Source organism: Pedobacter hartonius, assembly GCF_900107535.1.
Classification (GTDB): Bacteria; Bacteroidota; Bacteroidia; order Sphingobacteriales; family Sphingobacteriaceae; genus Pedobacter; species Pedobacter hartonius.
Window position 1 is genome coordinate 143,000 of sequence record NZ_FNRA01000001.1, and the last position, 18,946, is coordinate 161,945.

Below are 18,946 nucleotides of genomic sequence, written 5' to 3' on the forward strand. Positions count from 1 at the left end.
TTTTAAAATCTATAAGTAAATGCGGCACTGATATTACTTCCGGTCTTCACCTGGTAGGTAATAAAGTCACCCTCGTCCTTATTATATTTAGTCGATGTTCCGGGTTTAATCTCATATTGGGTAGCACCAGTTCCATTGTATCCATTTTTATTCTTATAAAAGGTACTTTTTGAATTTAAGAGGTTTGCCACATTAAGTTTTAACTCACCGCGTTGTTTAAAAAGACGGGTGAACAATTGCAGATCTACCAGACTACGCCCCATTTCGTACTCCACATAGTTGGGATTGGCATTGATCGTATTTGTACGGTATCCAGATTTATTATAAACCAGGTTTAGCCCATACTCATCTTTGGAATAAGATATTCCGGCATTTACAATCCAGGGTGACTGACCAAAAAGAGGTCTTTTTTCCCGTGACTCTCTCACTGTTATCACACCTTGTCCCGGTTCCGAATAAACTAATGCATTTACTTTCGATTTAATGATCGCTCCATTACCAAAAAGAGAAAGATTTTGTAACCATCCCCAATCCGCAATGAAATTGAGAGACTTTCTGAATTCCATCTCCAGACCATAATTGGTAGCAGATTTCTGATTTTGGAATCCATATAGGTCAATAGACTGATCCAGTAAAAAAACCAATTCTATTGGTTTATCGAATTTCTTGTAAAAACCTGAAAAGGAAATGATCTCACCCGGGGACGGATACCATTCCAACCTCACATCAGTATTATTAATTTTTGTACTCTTGACGTTTGCTCCCCGTATATTAACATCTAATACCGGATCATACAGACCAAAAATAGAAGTCTCCCTGAAATCCGGACGCACAACAGTGGTGGCATACGATGCCCTGAGATTTATTTTTTCTGTCAGGCTATAAGTAAGATTTGCAGATGGCAGGTAGTTGGTATTATCATCCTTGTTCACATCTTTATCCTTGCTTTGAAACTGTGTATTAGCTAATTTGTAAGATTCGAACCTTAATCCATATACCAGCCTGAGTTTTTTAAAGAAACTCTGATCCAGCATAACATAAGCGCTGTTTGATTTAGCATTACCTGTGAATTGTGTGCCCAAATCATCACGGACGTTATAAAATACCTGCCCCGGTCCCGTCCCCAATTTATCTGGGCTAAGACTATATTCATAAGGGCCAACAAAGATTGCTGCAGTCGAAAGATTAAAAATTTGAGCAGTAGCACTGGAAAGTTCTCTTTTTTTGTAAAAGCCACTATATCCAATCTTTACCAGTGTTTTATCTTTTAAAAAATCAAATGACCTGGACAGGTTAAGCCCCCAGTTAAAATCTTTTTCTTTTGTATCTGTATATAAACGATAATCAGGGTTTGATTCCTGTGAGTTGATGTTTTTTACAAAGTAACTCTGATAATAAGGCACACCATTTAAAATTCCTGAGCTTCTTCCTGAAAATCTTCTCCTATCATTAATTCCTTGTTTTACAGCGGTATAAGACCCATTCCAGGTCAGTTTAATATCAGATTCGCCCAAGCTGTGCTCGCCCTCAAGTTTATGCTGTAAAACTGTTGTGCTCTCAGGATCCTGAAGATTATACTTCATTCTTATATCCCTGCTTACAGAACCTGCTGCGGCCTCAGCCGTTGGGCCCTCATAGGTATAATAATCATTCTTGTATACATGAGAGTACATATTTCTTAAACTTAACTTAAATCCCCTACCCTGGACTCCGACATTTAACAATCCGCTAAGCGTAGTATTGTATTTATAGATCGTTCCGTTCTGCCTGAGGTTTACGCTATCAATAAATTCATCTTTCCCGTATCCAGCTCTTGTACTGATATAATTATTAATTTCCTGACTGTTACGCAAAGTTGCTCCACCAACGAACCCGAAGGTAACATCCTTTTTAAGCGGGTAGGTACGACCAAAAGATAACCGGTAATTCTGGTTAGGCTCAAACCCATACCTGTACATCCTGAATCCTTCAGGGTCAAAACCCCTGCTTTGTTGAGTAATAAAGTCAGGGAGAGGACCAACCGAATTTGGAATAGCAAAACCTCTCAAACCTGTGGGCACATCGTGTCCTTCCTGCCGGATGCCAAACAGCTCCCCACCGCTCCTTTTCCCTACCTGCAGAAAATCCTTCCCTATCGTATTCGTATTGTACCCCGTCCCGATCTGGAACTGTGTAAAGTTCTGCACCGGAATATCCAGCGTATTCACACTCACCTGCCCGCCAGCAAACTCCGAAGACAGATCCGGCGTAGCCGTCTTGTTCACCACCACACTGCTCACCATCTCTGCGGGGATCGCATCAAAGGCGAAGTTCCTCTGGTTCATCTCTGTACTGGGTTGTGTTACCCCATCAATCTGCGCCTGGTTATAGCGGTCACTTAATCCGCGGACAACCACATAACGGTTATCCACCACGTTCAACCCGCTGATCCGTTTTAACACGGCACCTACGTTGTTATCAGGCGTACGCGCAATCTGCGCCGCAGAGATTCCATCCGTTACACTGGCGGCAGTTTTCTGCCTTGCATATAATCCGGCGACCGAAGCACGCTGAAAACCAGACGTAACCACTACTTCCTTCAGCGCATTAGCTGCAGGTTTCATGGAAACATCCAGTTTAGTTACCGCCCCAGATTTAATTTGCACACCTGTAATTCTCTGGGTTTGGTACGAGACATAGCTAATTTCAATGGTATAAGTTCCCGGAGGAAGTGGCAGCGTATACGTACCGTCAACGGAACTCTGCATACCGGTACCCAGTTCTGCAACGCGGATACCTGCACTGGGAAAGGTCTCCCCTTTTTCATCCAAAATTTTGCCGGTAAGTTTGCCCGGCTCCGGCTTTTTTACGGGAACTCTGGTGACGAGGCTTACGGAAATATTAGAATTGAGGGTAGAAAAACTAAGATTTGTCTTTTTTTCAAGGTCTTCCAGTACAGTTTTAACGGGCACATTTTTATAACTGATATTCTGCAGCCGGATCCCGTTCATTTGTGCAGGATCAAAAAAGAAAGCATAAGAAGATTGCCTGTCAAGCTCCTTTAAAAGCTCCTGGGCGGTACAATTTTTATAATTAACGGTTACCGTTCCTGACTGGGACTGGCTCCTGGAAATCTTGTAGATTGATAAGAAAACAAGTAGAAAGGTTATAAATTTTAAATGTTTATTCGGGTATACTGCATATTTTTTTTTGGACAGTAAAGATATAATCATACTTTTGGAATGGTTTATTGCGCCTGTGAATCGTAATTTATCATTGTTTTTTTCGGCTATGCCGATAATTAAGAGGAGTACTGCCGCCAGCAGTACTCCTTCTTTTTTTCAGGACCCGCCTGATTTATTGCTGCCTTAGTTCATAATCTTATACCCTTCAGGGATTTTTTTAAACTTTAAATGGTGAGTAAATAACAGCGTATGCAATACATTCTCAACGGGTTCATTGCTGAACTTACCGCTGATGGCATACGCTGACAGCCTTTGCTGATCAAATTGCAATTCAATATTATAATAGGAAGCTACCCTGATGAGGGCTTCTCCAAGACCGGTATCTTCAAATTCAAGCGCCCCCTCTTCTGTATGCGGCTGAATATCCCCTGCATTTTTAAAAATGGTTTTTATTCCGGAAAGGCCATTGTGCATATATTGCTGGCCGGGGCTTAACAGTACCGGTGAAAAACCTTTGTCCTTACTGCCGATCTGTACCTTACCGGTATAAAGGCATATTTTTTCAAATCCGTAGTTACGGTAATTTTCCACCGTGAATGAGGTACCAAGAACTGTGGTCGATAATTTTGCAGAGAATACGGTAAAAGGCCGGGTTTTATCTTTGGCAATCTGGAAAAACCCTTTTCCCCTGATCAGGAACACCCTGCGATGGGTGGCAGCAAAGGCTGCAGGATATTTAAATACAGAACCCGAGGTCAGGGTGATCACCGAATGATCGGTCAGGGTGATGATCTTCATGGTACCTACAGGAACCTGTACGATAGTAAATGCAGCTTGTTTTTTTTCACTTTCAGCTTTGCGGTAAGCCCAGTATCCGAAACCGGCGATAACCAGCAGCGAGGCAGCAACAGCAATTTTACTGAAGAGCTTAAATACAGGACGCTGTGTAAACGGCGGAACAATCACCTTCTCTTCATCCATGCCAGGCATTACCTCAAGATAATCCTCATCAAATTCACCATTTTCAACCAGCTGAAAAAACTCTTCCAGCTCTGCTGCATTTAATTCTTTTTTAAGAAACCTTTGGTAGAGATTCTTTTTATCACTCAACTTCATACCCCTATATACTATCGGGCAGTCAGCTTAGGGGGAACGGAATTAAAAAAAATTATACAGTGATGCCAAAAAGGGCAAAAGGAGGTAAAGATAATCTGCGGCATCAGCCAGCCTGTTCATATCTTTCTTTGCCAGGCTCATGTGTTCTTTGATGGTCTCTTTACTTACCGAAAGGATATTTGCTGCTTCAGCATAGGATAAGCCCTCGATCTTGCAGAGCTCAAATACCTGCCTTCTTTTCAGGGGCATACGCTGTCCCATAATCTTACGCAAGAGCCCCAGGTCCATTGCCGCGGTCATCACAATATCCTGGTTGGCACCATCCTGGTCTGAAAGATAACGTCCACGGAATTCAGTCTTCATTTTCTGGTCGGTCAGCATCCGCTTCAGCCAGCTGAAAGTTACGTTTTTGGTGATGGTAAGCAGGTAGGGTTTTAGTTCCCTTTCAGGATCAAGTTGTGTACGTGCTTCCCAAAAACGCAGGAACACATCACTGACCAGCTCCTCGGCCGTCTCCAATGAGCGGGTATGTTTAAAACAGTATGACTTTATATCCTGATAGTACCGTTTATAAATGTGGGCAAAAGCATTCTCATCGCCAGCGATGAAATTCAGGATAATACTTTTTGTTAACACAGTCATATGATGCAAATTTAAGTTTGAAAGCGAAGCGTTATATAAAATAATAATTAATTATATGTTAAATAAATGAACAGCTGTTATTGTCTTCTTGCCACAATGATCCCGGCCGGTCTCAAATCTTCCCTGTCCCTGGAATCAAACAGTATTACCGGAAGGCTTCCCTCAGGACGGTCTTTTAAACCGGCAATTGCCCCGGCGGAAGGAAGCGCCAGGCACCTTCGGATCAGCGGATCTGCCAGATCCCCAAACGGCTTCAATGGCAGTGCCGATAGCTCGTCAACAACCTGATCCGGCACCAGCCCATTGCTGTAATCCCCTTTTCCTGCCGAATTATATAACTTGAACACTATAGGATAAATCTCCCATTTGGGTACCAACTGCGGATTACGGTAATCTTTGATCACGAAACTGGCCATATCTTTTCCAAGGGACTGTTTACCCAGCTGAATGACGGTGATATAAGGTTTCAGCGCATTGATCGTCAGCTCAGCGGCTGAGGCGGTATGCCCGCCACTTAAAATATAGACCCGGTTAATTCCCAAACGGTAAGCGGAAAACTGGCTGAAACCTTTCCTGATTGACGATGGAAGTTTGGCCAGCTCGGCAGAGAAACTGCTTTTCCTGATCCCGGCTTTGGCATTCCCGCGGTATTCCACAAAAATATCCCCTTCAGTAGCAGCAGGAGCAATCATCGCTGCCAGAGCTGCTGCTACAGATACACTGCCCCCGGGATTATAGCGAAGGTCCAGTAAAAGCTCCTGTACCTGCTGTTGTTTAAAATAGCTGAACGCCTGCGTCAGCTCATTTACAGCTGCATCTTCAAATGAATTCAGGAACAGGTAACCATATGTTTTTCCAGCAGATTGAAATGTTTTATACGTATACACCGGAGCCTCACTGCTGCTCAGCCTGCTCAGTGTTACCTTGCCTGTGCGACCTTTTATTTCAAGTTCCGCAGCTTGATTACCGATCACCTTATCTGTAAGAGAAATAATGTTTGCTACCGTAGGCTGCGTTCCGTTAATAGTTTCAACAATGTCCCCGCGCAGCAGTCCCTGCACTTCTGCCCCTGAGCCGGGCACCACTAAAGTGACCATGGTTTCTACTGTACCGTCAGCATGCTGAAAAGTGATGAGATCAAAACCCAGGGTATGCACCAGCGATGGCGGATAGGTTCCCGGCAAATCCGGATTGACCAGCACGGAAAAGCGGTCAGACGGGTGTTTGATGATCTTAAAAAAAGCTGAAGGATCACCACTTCTGTTGATGTAATCCGGCAATGAAGAGTTCCAGTAGTAATATACCTTCATGCTGTCCAAAACCCATGAGTTGATATTTTCATAGCTGCCCGCAATATCATCCGGCTGATCACCTGTTTTCCGGCAACCCGTACCGAAGCACATCATGATCACCGCCGATAATACACCGATCACCTGAGAACTTTTCTTCATACAGTCAATAGTTGGTAGCCAAAGATATCTCCCGTATATAAAGTTTATATTAAGAAAAAAACATTTAACATAGAGAAACAATTCAGCGCTACTGTTTCCACAAACCAGTTATCTGTTAAAGAAAGATAAGAGGCCATCCGCCAGATAACCAATATCACTGAATATTACTTATATTGGTATGATACTATTAACGCTCATATGGGAACGACTACACGTATTCAATCCATAGATATCCTGCGCGGCCTGGTGATGATCATTATGGCGATAGACCATACCCGGGATTTCTTTCATATCACTGCAATGACTGCTGACCCGCTTGATCCTGCAACCACTACTACGGGTCTTTTTTTCACCCGCTGGATCACTCATTTCTGTGCCCCGGTATTTGTCTTTTTATCCGGCGTATCGGTATTCCTGGCCGGACAGCATAAAACCCCTTCACAGGCTGGCATCTTCAGCATCAAGCGCGGCATCTGGCTCATCCTTGCAGAAATCTTCATTCTTAACTTCGGCCTCAGCTTCAATCCGCTGTATAATTTTATTCTGCTGCTCGTTATCTGGGCCATCGGCTGGAGTATGGTGCTGCTGGGAATTTTCAGCAGAATTTCCAGGTCGCTTGTACTGATTACAGGGATCACCCTGGTGTTCGGGCATGATCTGCTCAATCTTCTCAGCCTCCCCAAAACCGGTATAGAAGCACTATTGCTTAAAGTTTTCCTCACCTCATCAGGCACCGTAATACCCATCAACTCAAACCATCTGGTACTTTTCTCCTACGCCATCCTCCCCTGGACGGGCATCATGTTCCTGGGCTATTCGGCAGGCCTATGGTACAGGAAAGACTTTCCAGCCGCAGCCAGAAGAAAATACCTGCTCCTCTCAGGACTCAGCCTGTGCGCATTGTTTGTTGTACTCAGGATCAGTAATGCCTATGGCGACCCATCTCTGCGCAAAATCTATCCCACGCTTATCCAAAATGTATTTTCATTCTTAAATGCCAGTAAATATCCGCCGTCACTGCAGTTCTTTTGTATGACCATAGGCCCGGCATTACTGCTATTGTCAGCATTGGAAAACATATCAAATAAGATCACCAAAGTGATCTCCGGTTATGGCAGCGTACCCTTTTTCTTCTACGTGGTACATTTCTATGTATTACACCTGCTTTTGGTCATCGTATTTTTCCTCAGCGGCCATCAGATAAATGAGATTATACAGACACCTTTCTTCTTCAGACCGCCTAATTTTGGCTTTACTTTACCAGTGGTTTATACCATCTGGTTAATTGTTGTAGCCTCGCTATACCGGCCCTGCCTGTGGTTCAAAAGATATAAAACAAATCATGACCAGTGGTGGTTAAAATACATATAATAAACAAAGACAATGGATACTACGCATCAGAATAACCTCTATTATTCAAGAACAGACGATACTATACTTCATGTAGATAATTCAGAATGGAAAAAGATCCTCCCGGCTGACCTCTACGCCGTTGCCAGGGAACAGGCTACAGAACGTGCCTTTACCGGCAAGTACTGGGACAGCGATGAGACCGGTAACTATTACTGTGCTGTCTGCGGAAATCACCTCTTTAAATCAGACGCCAAATTTGCAAGCAGTTGTGGCTGGCCAAGCTTTTTTGAAGCCATAAAGCCAAATAGTGTGATCTATAAAGCAGATAATTCCTATGGTTCGCGCCGCATCGAAGTAACCTGCGGGCGCTGTGATTCACATTTGGGACATATTTTTAATGACGGCCCTGCACCTACCTATAAAAGATTCTGCATGAATTCCGTATCACTGGAATTTGAACCTGACCAACTGAAAATAGCAACAGATCAGCCCCGGGTATAAAAAAAAAGGATCCCCGGAAAACTAATGAAGAATTTTCGCTCTCAATCCCTTCAGTCCTGATACCCCCTGCAGGTCCTCTACTTCAAAGATCTCCACATGGGCATCGAGTATACCTTCGGCCTGCAGGATTCTGATGTACTGAAGGTACTCATCCTCTTCCGCATCGCTGGAATAAACGATGGTGATCTTTCCTTCCTGGGTGATCCGCTCAGTCTTATCTTTCAGGAGGGCTTTATCAATGCGCTTTTTTACAATTTCAAAACGAGCATTGTAACTGCCATCCACATCAAAGCGCTTTTCGTCCATTCTGAAACGGATATCTATCGCAGTATTGTAGATCAGGATCAGCGTAGTCACTTCCAGCGGATAAGGCAGGGTATCTTTTAATACATGATGGGCATTTTCCATTTCGCACAAAACCCTGATCTGCCACAACCGCAGCCTGTGCAGCAGCTGAAGATCAAAATTCCGCCGTGGCGATATAGAAGCACCCAGGTACAGGTTATGCTCCACCCCGTCCGTTTTAAACCTCTCGTAATAATGCGGGAAAATTGCCTGTGCCTCTGCCTGCCTGCTGTCAATAATTGCCGCCATTTTTTCATTGATCGCAGCAATGGTGTGCTCATACTTTCTGCGGAAAATATGGAAACTGCCGGTCTCTTTTTCATCTTCTGCAAAGTAACTGTCAATAACAGGCTCCAGTCTGGCATCCGTCAATTGATGCAGGTAGCGGTGGACTTTGTTGACCACATAATTATGGATCAGCTGTTCGGTATTGGCCCTGAGCGGCAGTAGCAAGTCATCCAGGAAAGCCTTCAGCTGCAGTTCCTCTTCTAAAAAAGATTCACGTTCAGACAGCTGGCTGATCTCCTTTAAGACATTCAGCAGTGTTTGCAGCTGATGTTTAAGATCATTCTGCACGCTTGAATTACGTACCTCCGAAGATCCTTTGATATCTACCTGCCCATACAGGGGGTAAACATCATGAAATACGATCTCCTCCAGTTCGTTCTGCTGCCCGGCATTCGCTTCCGAAATGGCCCGTTCCACTTCTTCCCTGAATTTCCAGTACACACTTGAATGAATAGTCGTATATTTTTCCTGTATAAATGCCTGAACCTGGTTTTGCAGGTCTGAGATCAGCCTGTCAATAGAATCGGTCAGAAAGGGCATCACCACTTCCAGTTTGTTCGCATTGATACTGTTCAGTTCCCTGGCCCTCGGGGACACCAGTTCCAGCACGCCCAGTAAAACATCATTTTTAACCACCGGGGCTAAAATAAAGCTTTGGATATCCTGCGACAGCAACAGCGCTGCCAGCGGGCTGTCAGGATTCAACCTTTTATATTCCTCCGAATCAGAAATAGCAAAGAACACCTTATCCCTGATCAGGCTCTGAAAAGAATTGATGCAGAGTACATCTTCTCCGCAGCCTTCCTCCTGATCACTGAGGATGAAACTTTTCATTTTATGACCAAAATCGGCTATTTTGAATACGCCCTTCTGCTGGTTGAAAACCGTAAACCCGATCCTGATATCAGGGATCCTGTAAATGGACCTGAATATAGATTCAATGCTCTGCTGAAAATTATCGGAATTGAGTACCAGCAGTTTCTCCTTGAAGATTGAAACGGCGTTCTCTACAGTTACATCGATCAGCGTCATCAGGGAGAAACCTTTTAATATCCAGCTCTCTTTTGGAAACTTCTCTTTCCACATCTCCAGGTCATCATAATTGTCCATCAGCAGGTCTATATCCTCCTGACTAATCGGAAGGGAGCGTTTTGTAGGCTCGATGTCCAGATTGTCTGCATTATAAAGGATCCTGTAATGTTTGATGATCCCGTTAGCCAAGGGAATATCGTAGAACAAAGGTTTGCCAAAGTCCAGATGGGTGCCGTAAAACTCGTTCAGTATAAGGCAGCAGCTCAGTACATAGGACTGGTGTTCGTCAAAATCCCTGATATTGAACTCAAAATCATCCCCTGCTGCAGCCAGGATACTCCTGAACCGGTCTGTATGGTTAAATACTACCTTTCTGTAGGGGAGGCTGATCGCTTTGATCTCATTCTGACTGAGCACAGCCGGGAAATAATCACGCATCAGACGCCTGATCAGCCCCGCATTTTCCAGCACCTGCCACTCTTCACGGAGGCCGGTTCTCAGTTCAGGGTGCAGGCCAACTTCTTCAAGCAGCTCCCGCGCTTCAGCAGAGCGCTCAGCACTATCACCTGCAGCCACCTTCTCCAGTTCACCGATCACCTGATCAAATGAAAGCTGTACTAAAAAAGGACTGTCGGAATAATTCATAAGTTTACGGAAATCAGGTTCATGATACTTTAGCTAAAATTAAGAATTTTAAAATCAGCGGAGGTAATATTGGTGTAATTAACGCTATTTCACCTGGATATGACCTGAGGCTTCAGCATTGATCTCCATGATAATATCATCCAGCTCCACTGTACAGCGGTAAAGCAGGTCCAGTAGTTCCAATTTCTCCTCTTCATCATCAGAAGATTTAACGAGCTGCACAAGGGCGAGGATGGAAGCTACGGGTTTGCGGATCTGATGAGAATTTAACCAGGAAACGGCTTTCAGCTTTTCACTCTGAATGCCGATCATCGCTTCTTTCTCCTTATGTTCGGTAATGTCATTCTGAACCGAAATATAACATTCAAATTTACCCTGCGCATCAAAAATCGGGTAGATATTCAAAGTCACCCAATATTCTTTATTGGTTTTATCATAATTCACCAGATCAGCACTGAAAGACTCTTTGCGTGATACGGCCCTGAGCAGCTGTTGTGCAATAACTTTATTCGTCTTTGAATTATACAACATTTTTAAATGGTCTTCACCCAGCACCTCGTTTTCAAGATACCCCGTCACAGCAGAAAATGCGGGGTTTACCCAGATCACAATCCCCTCTGCATTGGAAATGATCACAGGATTATTGATCTTGCTGAGGATCTCTCCTGTTCTTTTCAGCTCCAGCTTTTCAGCTTCAGCGCCCATTGACAGAAAAAGTATAAATCCGGAACAAAGTATAAAAAAAATCCCCTTGCCGAAACGTAAGAAATGCAGCAGGTTATCATCAATGCGATAAGAAACCCGGGAAACCGCCGCATCACTCAGTATAATCCAGGTTATACCTATGCCAATATAGATCAGGGATATTTTCAATCTTCGGCCTTTCATACCGGTTGCTGATTAGATTAGTGATAAGGTAACCATTTTTTATTTTTCCTGAATAAAATCACTAATAACAACGATGAATTACATTTATAGATGTATATTTATCTGTTTTTCAGGTAAGCTTTCTTAATGGCCTGAAACTTAGTATGGATCATGGCTGCTCCTGCCGGCATAGATATCGCTAATTTCAATATTCATTTTAAGGATCTGCTGGATCAGGTCATATACTACGGCCACTCTATTGTCTGAAGTATCCATGAATTCGAATTCCTCCCAGCCCGTGCCGTAAAAACCATCGTCCATTGACAGCTCGGCATCAATCTCATGGTGTGTGATCAGCCTGCATAAAAAGAAAAATGCATTGGCAGCAGTAAAGGGCAATTCCATTACCGCAGCCGAAATACTGTCTTCGATCAGCCCATCAGCATAATAGTAGAGATCAGAGTAGATCAGGTTAGCCAGTTCGTGGATCCTGTCATCGGCGTAAAGCTCGTCAAGATCTATCGCATACATGATGCGGAAGGTATCGATAGTAGAATCAATAAAAGCTATGCACTTATTGATTGCCTTCGAAATCTCGTCATCCGATGCGAGCAATACTTCGAAATACATCGAGGCATCCACATCATCCTCTTCTAAAGTCAGCAGCTCGGGCATCTCATGTTCCAATACCGACTTGTAGCCATATTCCGCAAATTTCACGGTAGAAAAACTTAAAATGTGGATCACAATAGGAATGATATCCTCCTCAGCATACCTTGTTACAGCCATAACACCAAAATTAGAATTAAAATATAACTATTTCAACACCTGTACCAGGCCTTCCTGGTTAATCGTAATTACAGGCTGTCCAGCCGCCTTTACACTCACATAGAACTGGTGATTACCGGCCTCCATTTCCAGTGCACTGGTTGTACCATCTACCGTAAATTCAGGGGCAATATCCAATTCTTTTAATGACGGGGCGTACCTCCCATTCTTTTGTTCATACTCCTTCTGGCGGTAATATACCAGCCACAGGTAATTACGCTGCTTTTCTGCATATGGCATTTGGAATGCCGGCTGTGCGGCGCCGTCTGCCGCCGAGCTGAAAGTCAGGTACCCCCAGCGCTCGGGATAATGCATGGCGATCAACCCCTGGGGCGACCATACCCAATTGTGTTCAGGAAGGTTTTTTCCTGCCGCATCCTTATTTTTAATATACTTACCTTTATTAACGGTAGTTTCCCACTGCACCCTGGAAAAATTAACCCTCCAGAAATCTCCCTCTGCAGGAGTTTTCTTTACATTGAGCTTGCTGTAAGGGATAGCCAGTTCAACCGTCCATCCCTGGTCTTTATCTGATGGATTATTTACCGTTCCCTGCACTTTCACTGCAGACCGGACTCCCGACTCCCAGCTTGTCAGCCCGGAACCTAAGTTACGGTAAGCCCTCGGAAGGTACAGATCCCAGATCGTGTTAATCGCGTTCACTTCCAGTTCAAAGTACTGGTGGGTAGTGTTCAGCGGATCGATAAAGATCTCAAAGTCGTCATCCTGGAAAACTATCTCATCACGGTTTTTTACATAGGCCCAAACATCAGGGTCTTTAATTACCGCCGCAATATAGAGATAGTCTTTATCCCATATCAGTTTACAACGTGTTTTATAATAAGGGGCAGGTTGTCTGTCGCCTTCAATATCAGTAAAATCATCTGTCCAGGGAACATTTGCCCATACCGCATCGGTTACATCCCCGTCAATAACCGGCGCACTTGCAGCAAAACCTGCCGAATAGTGTTTTGGAACGGTGAACAAATTCTCAAGGCCCTTAAATGATTTTTGTGCGTTCACATTGCCGGAAAACAATAACGGCAAACAGGCAAAAGAGAAAAAAACCGCCTTTTTCATAAAACCAGACTTTTTTATTAACTCGTTCGTATACATTTAAAAGGATTTAGCGTTAAATTGAACATCCCGTTCTTCCATTGGAATAATGCGGGAAATTATGAATTTAACTAAATAATTTCCAATTATCTCTAAAATAATACGCTATTTTACTCATCAACAGCAGGTGAATTTGCCTTGGCACCGTGGAAACCAGGAGAACAGCAGCTAACTCAGCCTTTTTCCGCTCATCAGTTTATCAACAGCTTCTCTAAACGAACCCGCAGGGCTCAGCTCACCGGAGTTGATAAAATAGATCTCATCGGCATTTTCAATCGTATTTAAACGGTGGGCAATCACCACCAGCGTAGTCTCCTTTGGCAGCTTATCCAGGATCTGCCCCAGCAGCTTCTCTGTGATCGTGTCAATATTAGCTGTTGCTTCATCAAGGATCAGCAGCTCGGGCTGGCGAAGAACGGCGCGCATAAAAGCAATCAGCTGTTTCTGCCCGATGCTAAGGCTTTCACCTCCTGAAAGTACCGGCGTTTCCAGTCCCTGGTCAAATGTAGCCAGCAGGCCTTCCAGCTTCGCTTCTTTCAATATCTCAAGAAACTGCTCATTTGTAAAGCCATGATACCTGGCATTGCTGTACAGTATGTTTTCACGCACTGTTCCGGTGAACAGAAAAGGTTCCTGAAGGATAAAACCTATTTTTTCTGCACGCTCCCCGTCGGTATAACTGCGGATGTCCCTGCCTTTGAGCAATACCGTTCCCTGAAGCGGATCGTAAAGGCGCGCCATGACCGAAGCTGTAGTGGTTTTTCCGCCGCCGGTAGGGCCTACAAGGGCATAGGTTTTTCCCTTCTCCATAGAGAAGCTGATGTTGTGCAGGATCTCAAATCCCCCCTGGTAACCAAAGTGTACGTTCCTGAATTCCAGCAGCGGCGCATGCTGATCCTCTGCTGTCCCGTCATGGATGGTCACGAGGTTGGTACTGAGGGAAAGGATCTGCGAGATTCTGTCCCAGCCCGCTAAGGCAACCTGGAAACTTGTCCAGAGCGTTGCCAGCTGGCGCAGGGGATTGTAAAAGTTAGTGGCATAGGAAAGATAACTGACCAGCAGTCCGATGGAAAAATTACCCTTTGTGATCAGATAGATACCAAAGGAAAGCACGGTAAGCTGTGCGATAGATGAAAACAACCCGAATACCGGCAAAAAGATGTTGTTGGCCAGTCCGGCGCCTATTGCCTTTCGGTAATTTTCCTGATTTGCGAGATCGAATCTTTTTTTGAAATAATCGCGGCGGTTGAAGGCGATGATCACTTTAAAGTTGTTCAGGCTTTCCTGTATTTCGGCACTCATACCCCCGGTACTTTCCAGGTTCAGGGCATTTTTATGTTTTACCCAGGGCGACATGCTCCTGGTAAAAAGTAAAATGAACACTGCAGGCACCAGCGTGGCCAAACCAAGTTCAAAATTAATGATCAGCAAAAATATCCCCGCGCCGATCATGGTAGCAATACTGCCGATGAACTGCATCAGGGACTGTGAGAAGAACTGGCTCAGTTTATCGGTATCATTGTTTACCCTCGATATCAGGTCTCCGGCCTTGTTTTCGTTAAAAAATGCAACAGGCAGTTGCTGGATCTTATTAAAGATGGTATTCCGCAGCTCAAAAATAATGCGCTGCCCTACCCCGCCCATCAGGTTGGTCTGGAAATAACTGGTTACAAAGGCTACGGTGTACATGCTGAACAGTATTCCTGAAAACACCAGTACCCCATGGTATTCTTTAGTCTGGATATATTTATCAATCGTATGTCCGATCAGATACGGCCCCAGTAAGTTCAGGGAGGAATTCAGCAGAATGGCGCAAACGGCCAGCACCAGTTTTTTTCTTTCCTGTTCTACCAGTTTCAGCAGGCTTTTTAATCCCGACCAGGTAGAACTTTTTACCCTGCCGGCAGGTAAACTGTTTAAATTATAATTCATAATTACTGGTACTTTGTTGGGAGTTAAAGATCTGCACATATTCCGGGCTGCTGCCCATCAGTTCAGCATGTGTGCCTGCTGCCAGCATTTCGCCCTGCATCAGCAGGATAATCTGTTCGTAATGTTCTATAGCGGCAATTTTTTGTGTTACAGATATCAGCGTTAATCCGGGATAATTATTGCCAATGTTTGCCAGGATCTTTGATTCTGTCTGTGGGTCTACCCTCGCCGTAAAATCATCCAGCAGCAGGATCTTTGGATCTAAGGCAAGCGCACGTGCCAGCATGATCCGCTGTTTTTGTCCGCCGGAGAGACTGAGTCCCCGTTCCGAAACCTTCGTATTCAGCCCTTCAGGAAGTGTATCCACAAAGTCTCTGAGTTCGGCCGTGACAATTGCTTTTGCCAGCGATTCATCGGTTACGGTATCACTAAATGCGATATTCTCACGTATGCTCATGTTAAACATAATGCTGTCCTGGAATACGAAGCCTACCTGGCTGTGAAAGGTTTCGGACTGGTATTCCGCAATCGGGTGTCCGTCATACAATATCTCTCCCGCTGTTGCCGGAATCAGACCGGTCAGCAGGTACAGCAGCTGGGTTTTACCGGCAGCAGTGGGGCCAATCACGGCAGTCCTCGCACCTGGGTTTACACTAAAGGATATATCTTTTAATAAAGATTTCTGCCCATAACTGATCGTGATGTTTTTGATCTCAATCGCTCCGCTGAGGCTGCTGGTCAGCGTGCCCGTTTCGGGCAGGTCCTCAGTATCCAGCACCTGGCCGATCCTTGCAAAAGATGCCGTGGCCTGTGCGATGACATTGCTCATGAAGCCGATCACCAGGATGGGGAAGATCAGTAAGGCCAGGTAACTGTTAAAGGCGGCAAAATCACCGATGGTCATGCTGCCGGAGATCACGTAATGCCCCCCTAAGGCCAGTATGGTTAGTCCGGCCATATTCGCCGTAAATACAATAATGGGTATCAGCCATGCGAAGAGCCGCAGGATATTCAGCCCGATATCTTTAGCGCGGTTACTGGCATCAAAGAACTTATCATATTCCAATTGCTGTGAATTGATCACCCGGATCAGTGCCGAACCCAGGATACTTTCGTTGATCACTTTGTTGAGCCAGTCGATCACCTCCCTGCTTTTTTTAAACAGGGCTTTTACTTTTCGCAGAACGAGATAAAACGCACCGCCGATAATCGGGATAATAGCGATCGTGGTCAGCCCGAGCTTCCAGTTGATACTGAGCAGGAGTATACTGGCGCCGAAAATGATAAAAATGGAAGAAACAATAGAAGCGATGGCCTGTGCGACAAAAAGCTTAATGGAATCCACATCCGAAGTCAGGTTGGTAAGCAGTTTTGATGGGTTCGTCTTTTCAATAAAGGCAAAACTCTGAGCAGAGATCTTTAGCGCGATCCTCGTCCGGAGGTCACGCGCCACTCTTTCTGAAGTATAGGTCTGTGCTATTCCCTGCAGATAGGTAAATATAAAGATCAGGAAAGCCAGGCCGCTGAACTTGATCAGCAGCGGCTTGTAGGCGAAATTTCCGTTGTTAAACGCATCAATTCCCTGTCCGATCAGTTTGGGGAGCCACAGGTTCAATCCATTGCTCATCAGGGCAAAAAGGATTAAGAGGGCAACCATAAGCGAATAAGGTTTCAGCAGACTGAAGATCCCCGGAGACTTCTTTTTTTGAGCACTGAGTGGTAGTTTCATTTTTATGTAACAGGGTTTACAGCTAAGCTGATGAAGTTATAAATTTTTATTAACTTACTGAATTATCAGTTTTTAAAACCAGCATTATATCCTATACGTTAATATTAAAAATATACGTTCATCACATTCAACCGGCCGGAAAATATTTTTAAAAAATGATCAAAGAAAAACACAGTCTGGCGATGCGCTGGACACACTGGGTTAATTTCCCCATATTGTTTATCATGATATGGAGCGGTTTGCTCATCTATTGGGCAAATGATCACTATACGATTACACTGTTCGGGCATACATTTGTCCGTTTCTTTCCCAAATGGATTTATGATCTGCTGCATATCCCCTACCGCCTGGCCGAAGGTATGGCATTTCATTTTCTGTTTATGTGGTTCTTTACCCTCAACGGCATTTTTTATGTATTGTATACGCTGATCTCGGGAGAATGGAAAGCATTGCTGCCTCAGCGGAACTCGTTCAGAGAAGCATGGCAGGTACTACTGCACGATCTCCATATCCGCAGTACGGCGCCGCCGCAAGATAAATACAATGCTGCCCAGAGAATATCGTATACGGCTATTGTCCTCATGGGCTTTGGCTCAGTGCTGACAGGGCTGGCGATTTACAAACCTGTACAGTTCTACTGGTTAACCTGGTTATGCGGAGGTTATCACCTGGCCAGAATCCTGCATTTCAGCCTAACCATCGACTATTTGTTGTTTTTCGTCATCCATGTCGTGCAGGTTACACTGGCGGGATGGAACAATTTCAGATCAGCGGTAGCCGGTTTTGAGGTTACACCACAGGCGGATAATGCCGCAGACCCGAAAATCAACAGGCGGAGTTTCATCGCCTTTGGGACATTCTTTGCCGGCGGCCTGGCCGCATATGGCGGATGGAAATGGCTGTACAATTCCCCGGCAGAGACACCTTCCATCACCGCAGCTGCCAGAAAGCCGCTCAGGCGCGCACTGAACCAGACTGAGCTTGTCTTCAGGAGGCTCTTTAGTGATAACCATACGGTAAAGACCTATCCAAAGGCGATGGCCGCAAAAAAGGTGAGGGTGAACAGTAATATCGGAAGCGACGACGCAGATTATAACACCGCAAACTGGAAACTGTCAGTAGTAAAAAGCAGGACCGAGACCTTTGATATTGGCATTGAAGAAATCAGGTCACTGCCAAAAACCGAGATCATATTCGATTTTAAATGTGTAGAGGGCTGGGACCAGATCCAGCACTGGGCCGGAGTAAAGTTCACAGACCTGATTGCACACTACCATCTGAATGAACAGGCGTTAATGGACTATGTGGGCTTACAGACTCCAAACGGGGGCTACTATGTTGGGCTTGACAGGGACAGCGCCATGCATCCCCAGACCATTCTTGCCTACGAAATGAACGATCAGCCCTTGACGATGGAACACGGAGCACCCCTTCGCCTGATTGTACCGGTCAAATATGGCATTAAAAATCTAAAAAGGATTGGGACAATCACTTTTAGTAACCAGCGTCCGCGCGATTACTGGGCAGAACAGGGTTATGACTATTATTCAGGCCTGTAACAAGCCCCTGCCGGCCACTATCCTCCCTGGTAGTCTGCTATGGCCCTGCCGATCTGCTGCGCATGCTCCCCTTCAAGAATGATACGGACATCATCAATAGAACCGTCATATTCATACATGGGTAATTCAAGCTCCGGATCCAGGTCTTTTATTGAAGTTGCCCTCCAGCTCTCCCGGTCATCTGTATGAATTTCCCCGACTAATCCTCCATGATAAAGGACTTTAAAAACCCCTGATTCCTGCGGATGTATGTTAAGGTCAAATTTCTGACCGTCGAGATTAACTATGATATTAAATGGATCCATTTTTCTTTGTGTTTTAGGTTTAACAACGGAATACCCAGATTGTTCGACAGGTGATGATTATGAAACTTTTGAC

General features: G+C 44.7%; 14 protein-coding genes. 3 read left to right on the top strand and 11 right to left on the bottom strand.

All coding sequences use genetic code 11. The annotated features are described in order from the left end of the window. Positions 1 to 2: 2 nt before the first annotated feature. The 4 genes from BLW16_RS00685 to BLW16_RS00700 all read right to left on the bottom strand — a co-directional run bounded on the left by BLW16_RS00685 (position 3) and on the right by BLW16_RS00700 (position 6,373). The gene (locus BLW16_RS00685) at positions 3 to 3,212 is read right to left on the bottom strand and encodes a TonB-dependent receptor (RefSeq protein ID WP_090554219.1); all 3,210 of its coding nucleotides are present in this window, start codon (positions 3,210 to 3,212) and stop codon (positions 3 to 5) included. A gap of 135 nt (positions 3,213 to 3,347) precedes the next feature. Next, on the bottom strand, positions 3,348 to 4,280 hold the full coding sequence (locus tag BLW16_RS00690; protein ID WP_090554220.1) for a FecR family protein: 933 nt from the start codon (positions 4,278 to 4,280) through the stop codon (positions 3,348 to 3,350). Between the two features lie 42 nt (positions 4,281 to 4,322). Further along, positions 4,323 to 4,922 carry an RNA polymerase sigma factor gene (locus BLW16_RS00695; protein ID WP_090554222.1) on the bottom strand — a complete coding sequence of 200 codons (600 nt, stop codon included), beginning with the start codon at positions 4,920 to 4,922 and terminating at the stop codon, positions 4,323 to 4,325. A 77-nt stretch (positions 4,923 to 4,999) separates the two neighbouring features. Continuing rightward, positions 5,000 to 6,373, bottom strand: coding sequence for a S41 family peptidase (locus BLW16_RS00700; protein WP_090554224.1), 1,374 nt, complete (start codon positions 6,371 to 6,373; stop codon positions 5,000 to 5,002). A 198-nt stretch (positions 6,374 to 6,571) separates the two neighbouring features. Between BLW16_RS00700 and BLW16_RS00705 the strand changes: the two genes are divergently transcribed. Further along, entirely contained in the window at positions 6,572 to 7,744 is a 1,173-nt protein-coding gene (locus tag BLW16_RS00705) for an acetyltransferase domain-containing protein (RefSeq protein WP_090554226.1), read from the top strand. A gap of 12 nt (positions 7,745 to 7,756) precedes the next feature. Beyond that, entirely contained in the window at positions 7,757 to 8,227 is a 471-nt protein-coding gene (gene msrB / locus BLW16_RS00710) for a peptide-methionine (R)-S-oxide reductase MsrB (RefSeq protein ID WP_090554228.1), read from the top strand. Positions 8,228 to 8,248: 21 nt separating this feature from the next. Here msrB and BLW16_RS00715 read toward each other — a convergent pair whose 3' ends face one another. The 6 genes from BLW16_RS00715 to BLW16_RS00740 all read right to left on the bottom strand — a co-directional run bounded on the left by BLW16_RS00715 (position 8,249) and on the right by BLW16_RS00740 (position 17,009). Further along, positions 8,249 to 10,537, bottom strand: coding sequence for a GAF domain-containing protein (locus tag BLW16_RS00715; RefSeq protein ID WP_090554230.1), 2,289 nt, complete (start codon positions 10,535 to 10,537; stop codon positions 8,249 to 8,251). An 84-nt stretch (positions 10,538 to 10,621) separates the two neighbouring features. Next, positions 10,622 to 11,425, bottom strand: coding sequence for a PAS domain-containing protein (locus BLW16_RS00720; RefSeq protein WP_090554232.1), 804 nt, complete (start codon positions 11,423 to 11,425; stop codon positions 10,622 to 10,624). A 138-nt stretch (positions 11,426 to 11,563) separates the two neighbouring features. Then, positions 11,564 to 12,193, bottom strand: coding sequence for a hypothetical protein (locus tag BLW16_RS00725; RefSeq protein WP_090554234.1), 630 nt, complete (start codon positions 12,191 to 12,193; stop codon positions 11,564 to 11,566). A 27-nt stretch (positions 12,194 to 12,220) separates the two neighbouring features. Further along, a complete protein-coding gene (locus BLW16_RS00730; protein WP_090555161.1) occupies positions 12,221 to 13,312 on the bottom strand; it encodes a carbohydrate-binding family 9-like protein in 1,092 nt (363 codons plus the stop codon). 204 nt (positions 13,313 to 13,516) lie between these two features. Beyond that, positions 13,517 to 15,280, bottom strand: coding sequence for an ABC transporter ATP-binding protein (locus BLW16_RS00735; protein ID WP_090554236.1), 1,764 nt, complete (start codon positions 15,278 to 15,280; stop codon positions 13,517 to 13,519). Continuing rightward, positions 15,270 to 17,009, bottom strand: coding sequence for an ABC transporter ATP-binding protein (locus BLW16_RS00740; protein ID WP_090554237.1), 1,740 nt, complete (start codon positions 17,007 to 17,009; stop codon positions 15,270 to 15,272). Before BLW16_RS00740 ends, BLW16_RS00735 begins: the two co-directional genes overlap by 11 nt. 155 nt (positions 17,010 to 17,164) lie before the next feature. Between BLW16_RS00740 and BLW16_RS00745 the strand changes: the two genes are divergently transcribed. Next, a complete protein-coding gene (locus BLW16_RS00745; protein ID WP_245735091.1) occupies positions 17,165 to 18,568 on the top strand; it encodes a molybdopterin-dependent oxidoreductase in 1,404 nt (467 codons plus the stop codon). A gap of 17 nt (positions 18,569 to 18,585) precedes the next feature. Here the strand turns inward: BLW16_RS00745 and BLW16_RS00750 are convergent, their stop codons facing one another. Next, complete coding sequence (locus BLW16_RS00750; RefSeq protein WP_090554239.1) at positions 18,586 to 18,873, bottom strand: CBS domain-containing protein; 288 nt, start codon at positions 18,871 to 18,873, stop codon at positions 18,586 to 18,588. Between the last annotated feature and the right edge of the window lie 73 nt (positions 18,874 to 18,946).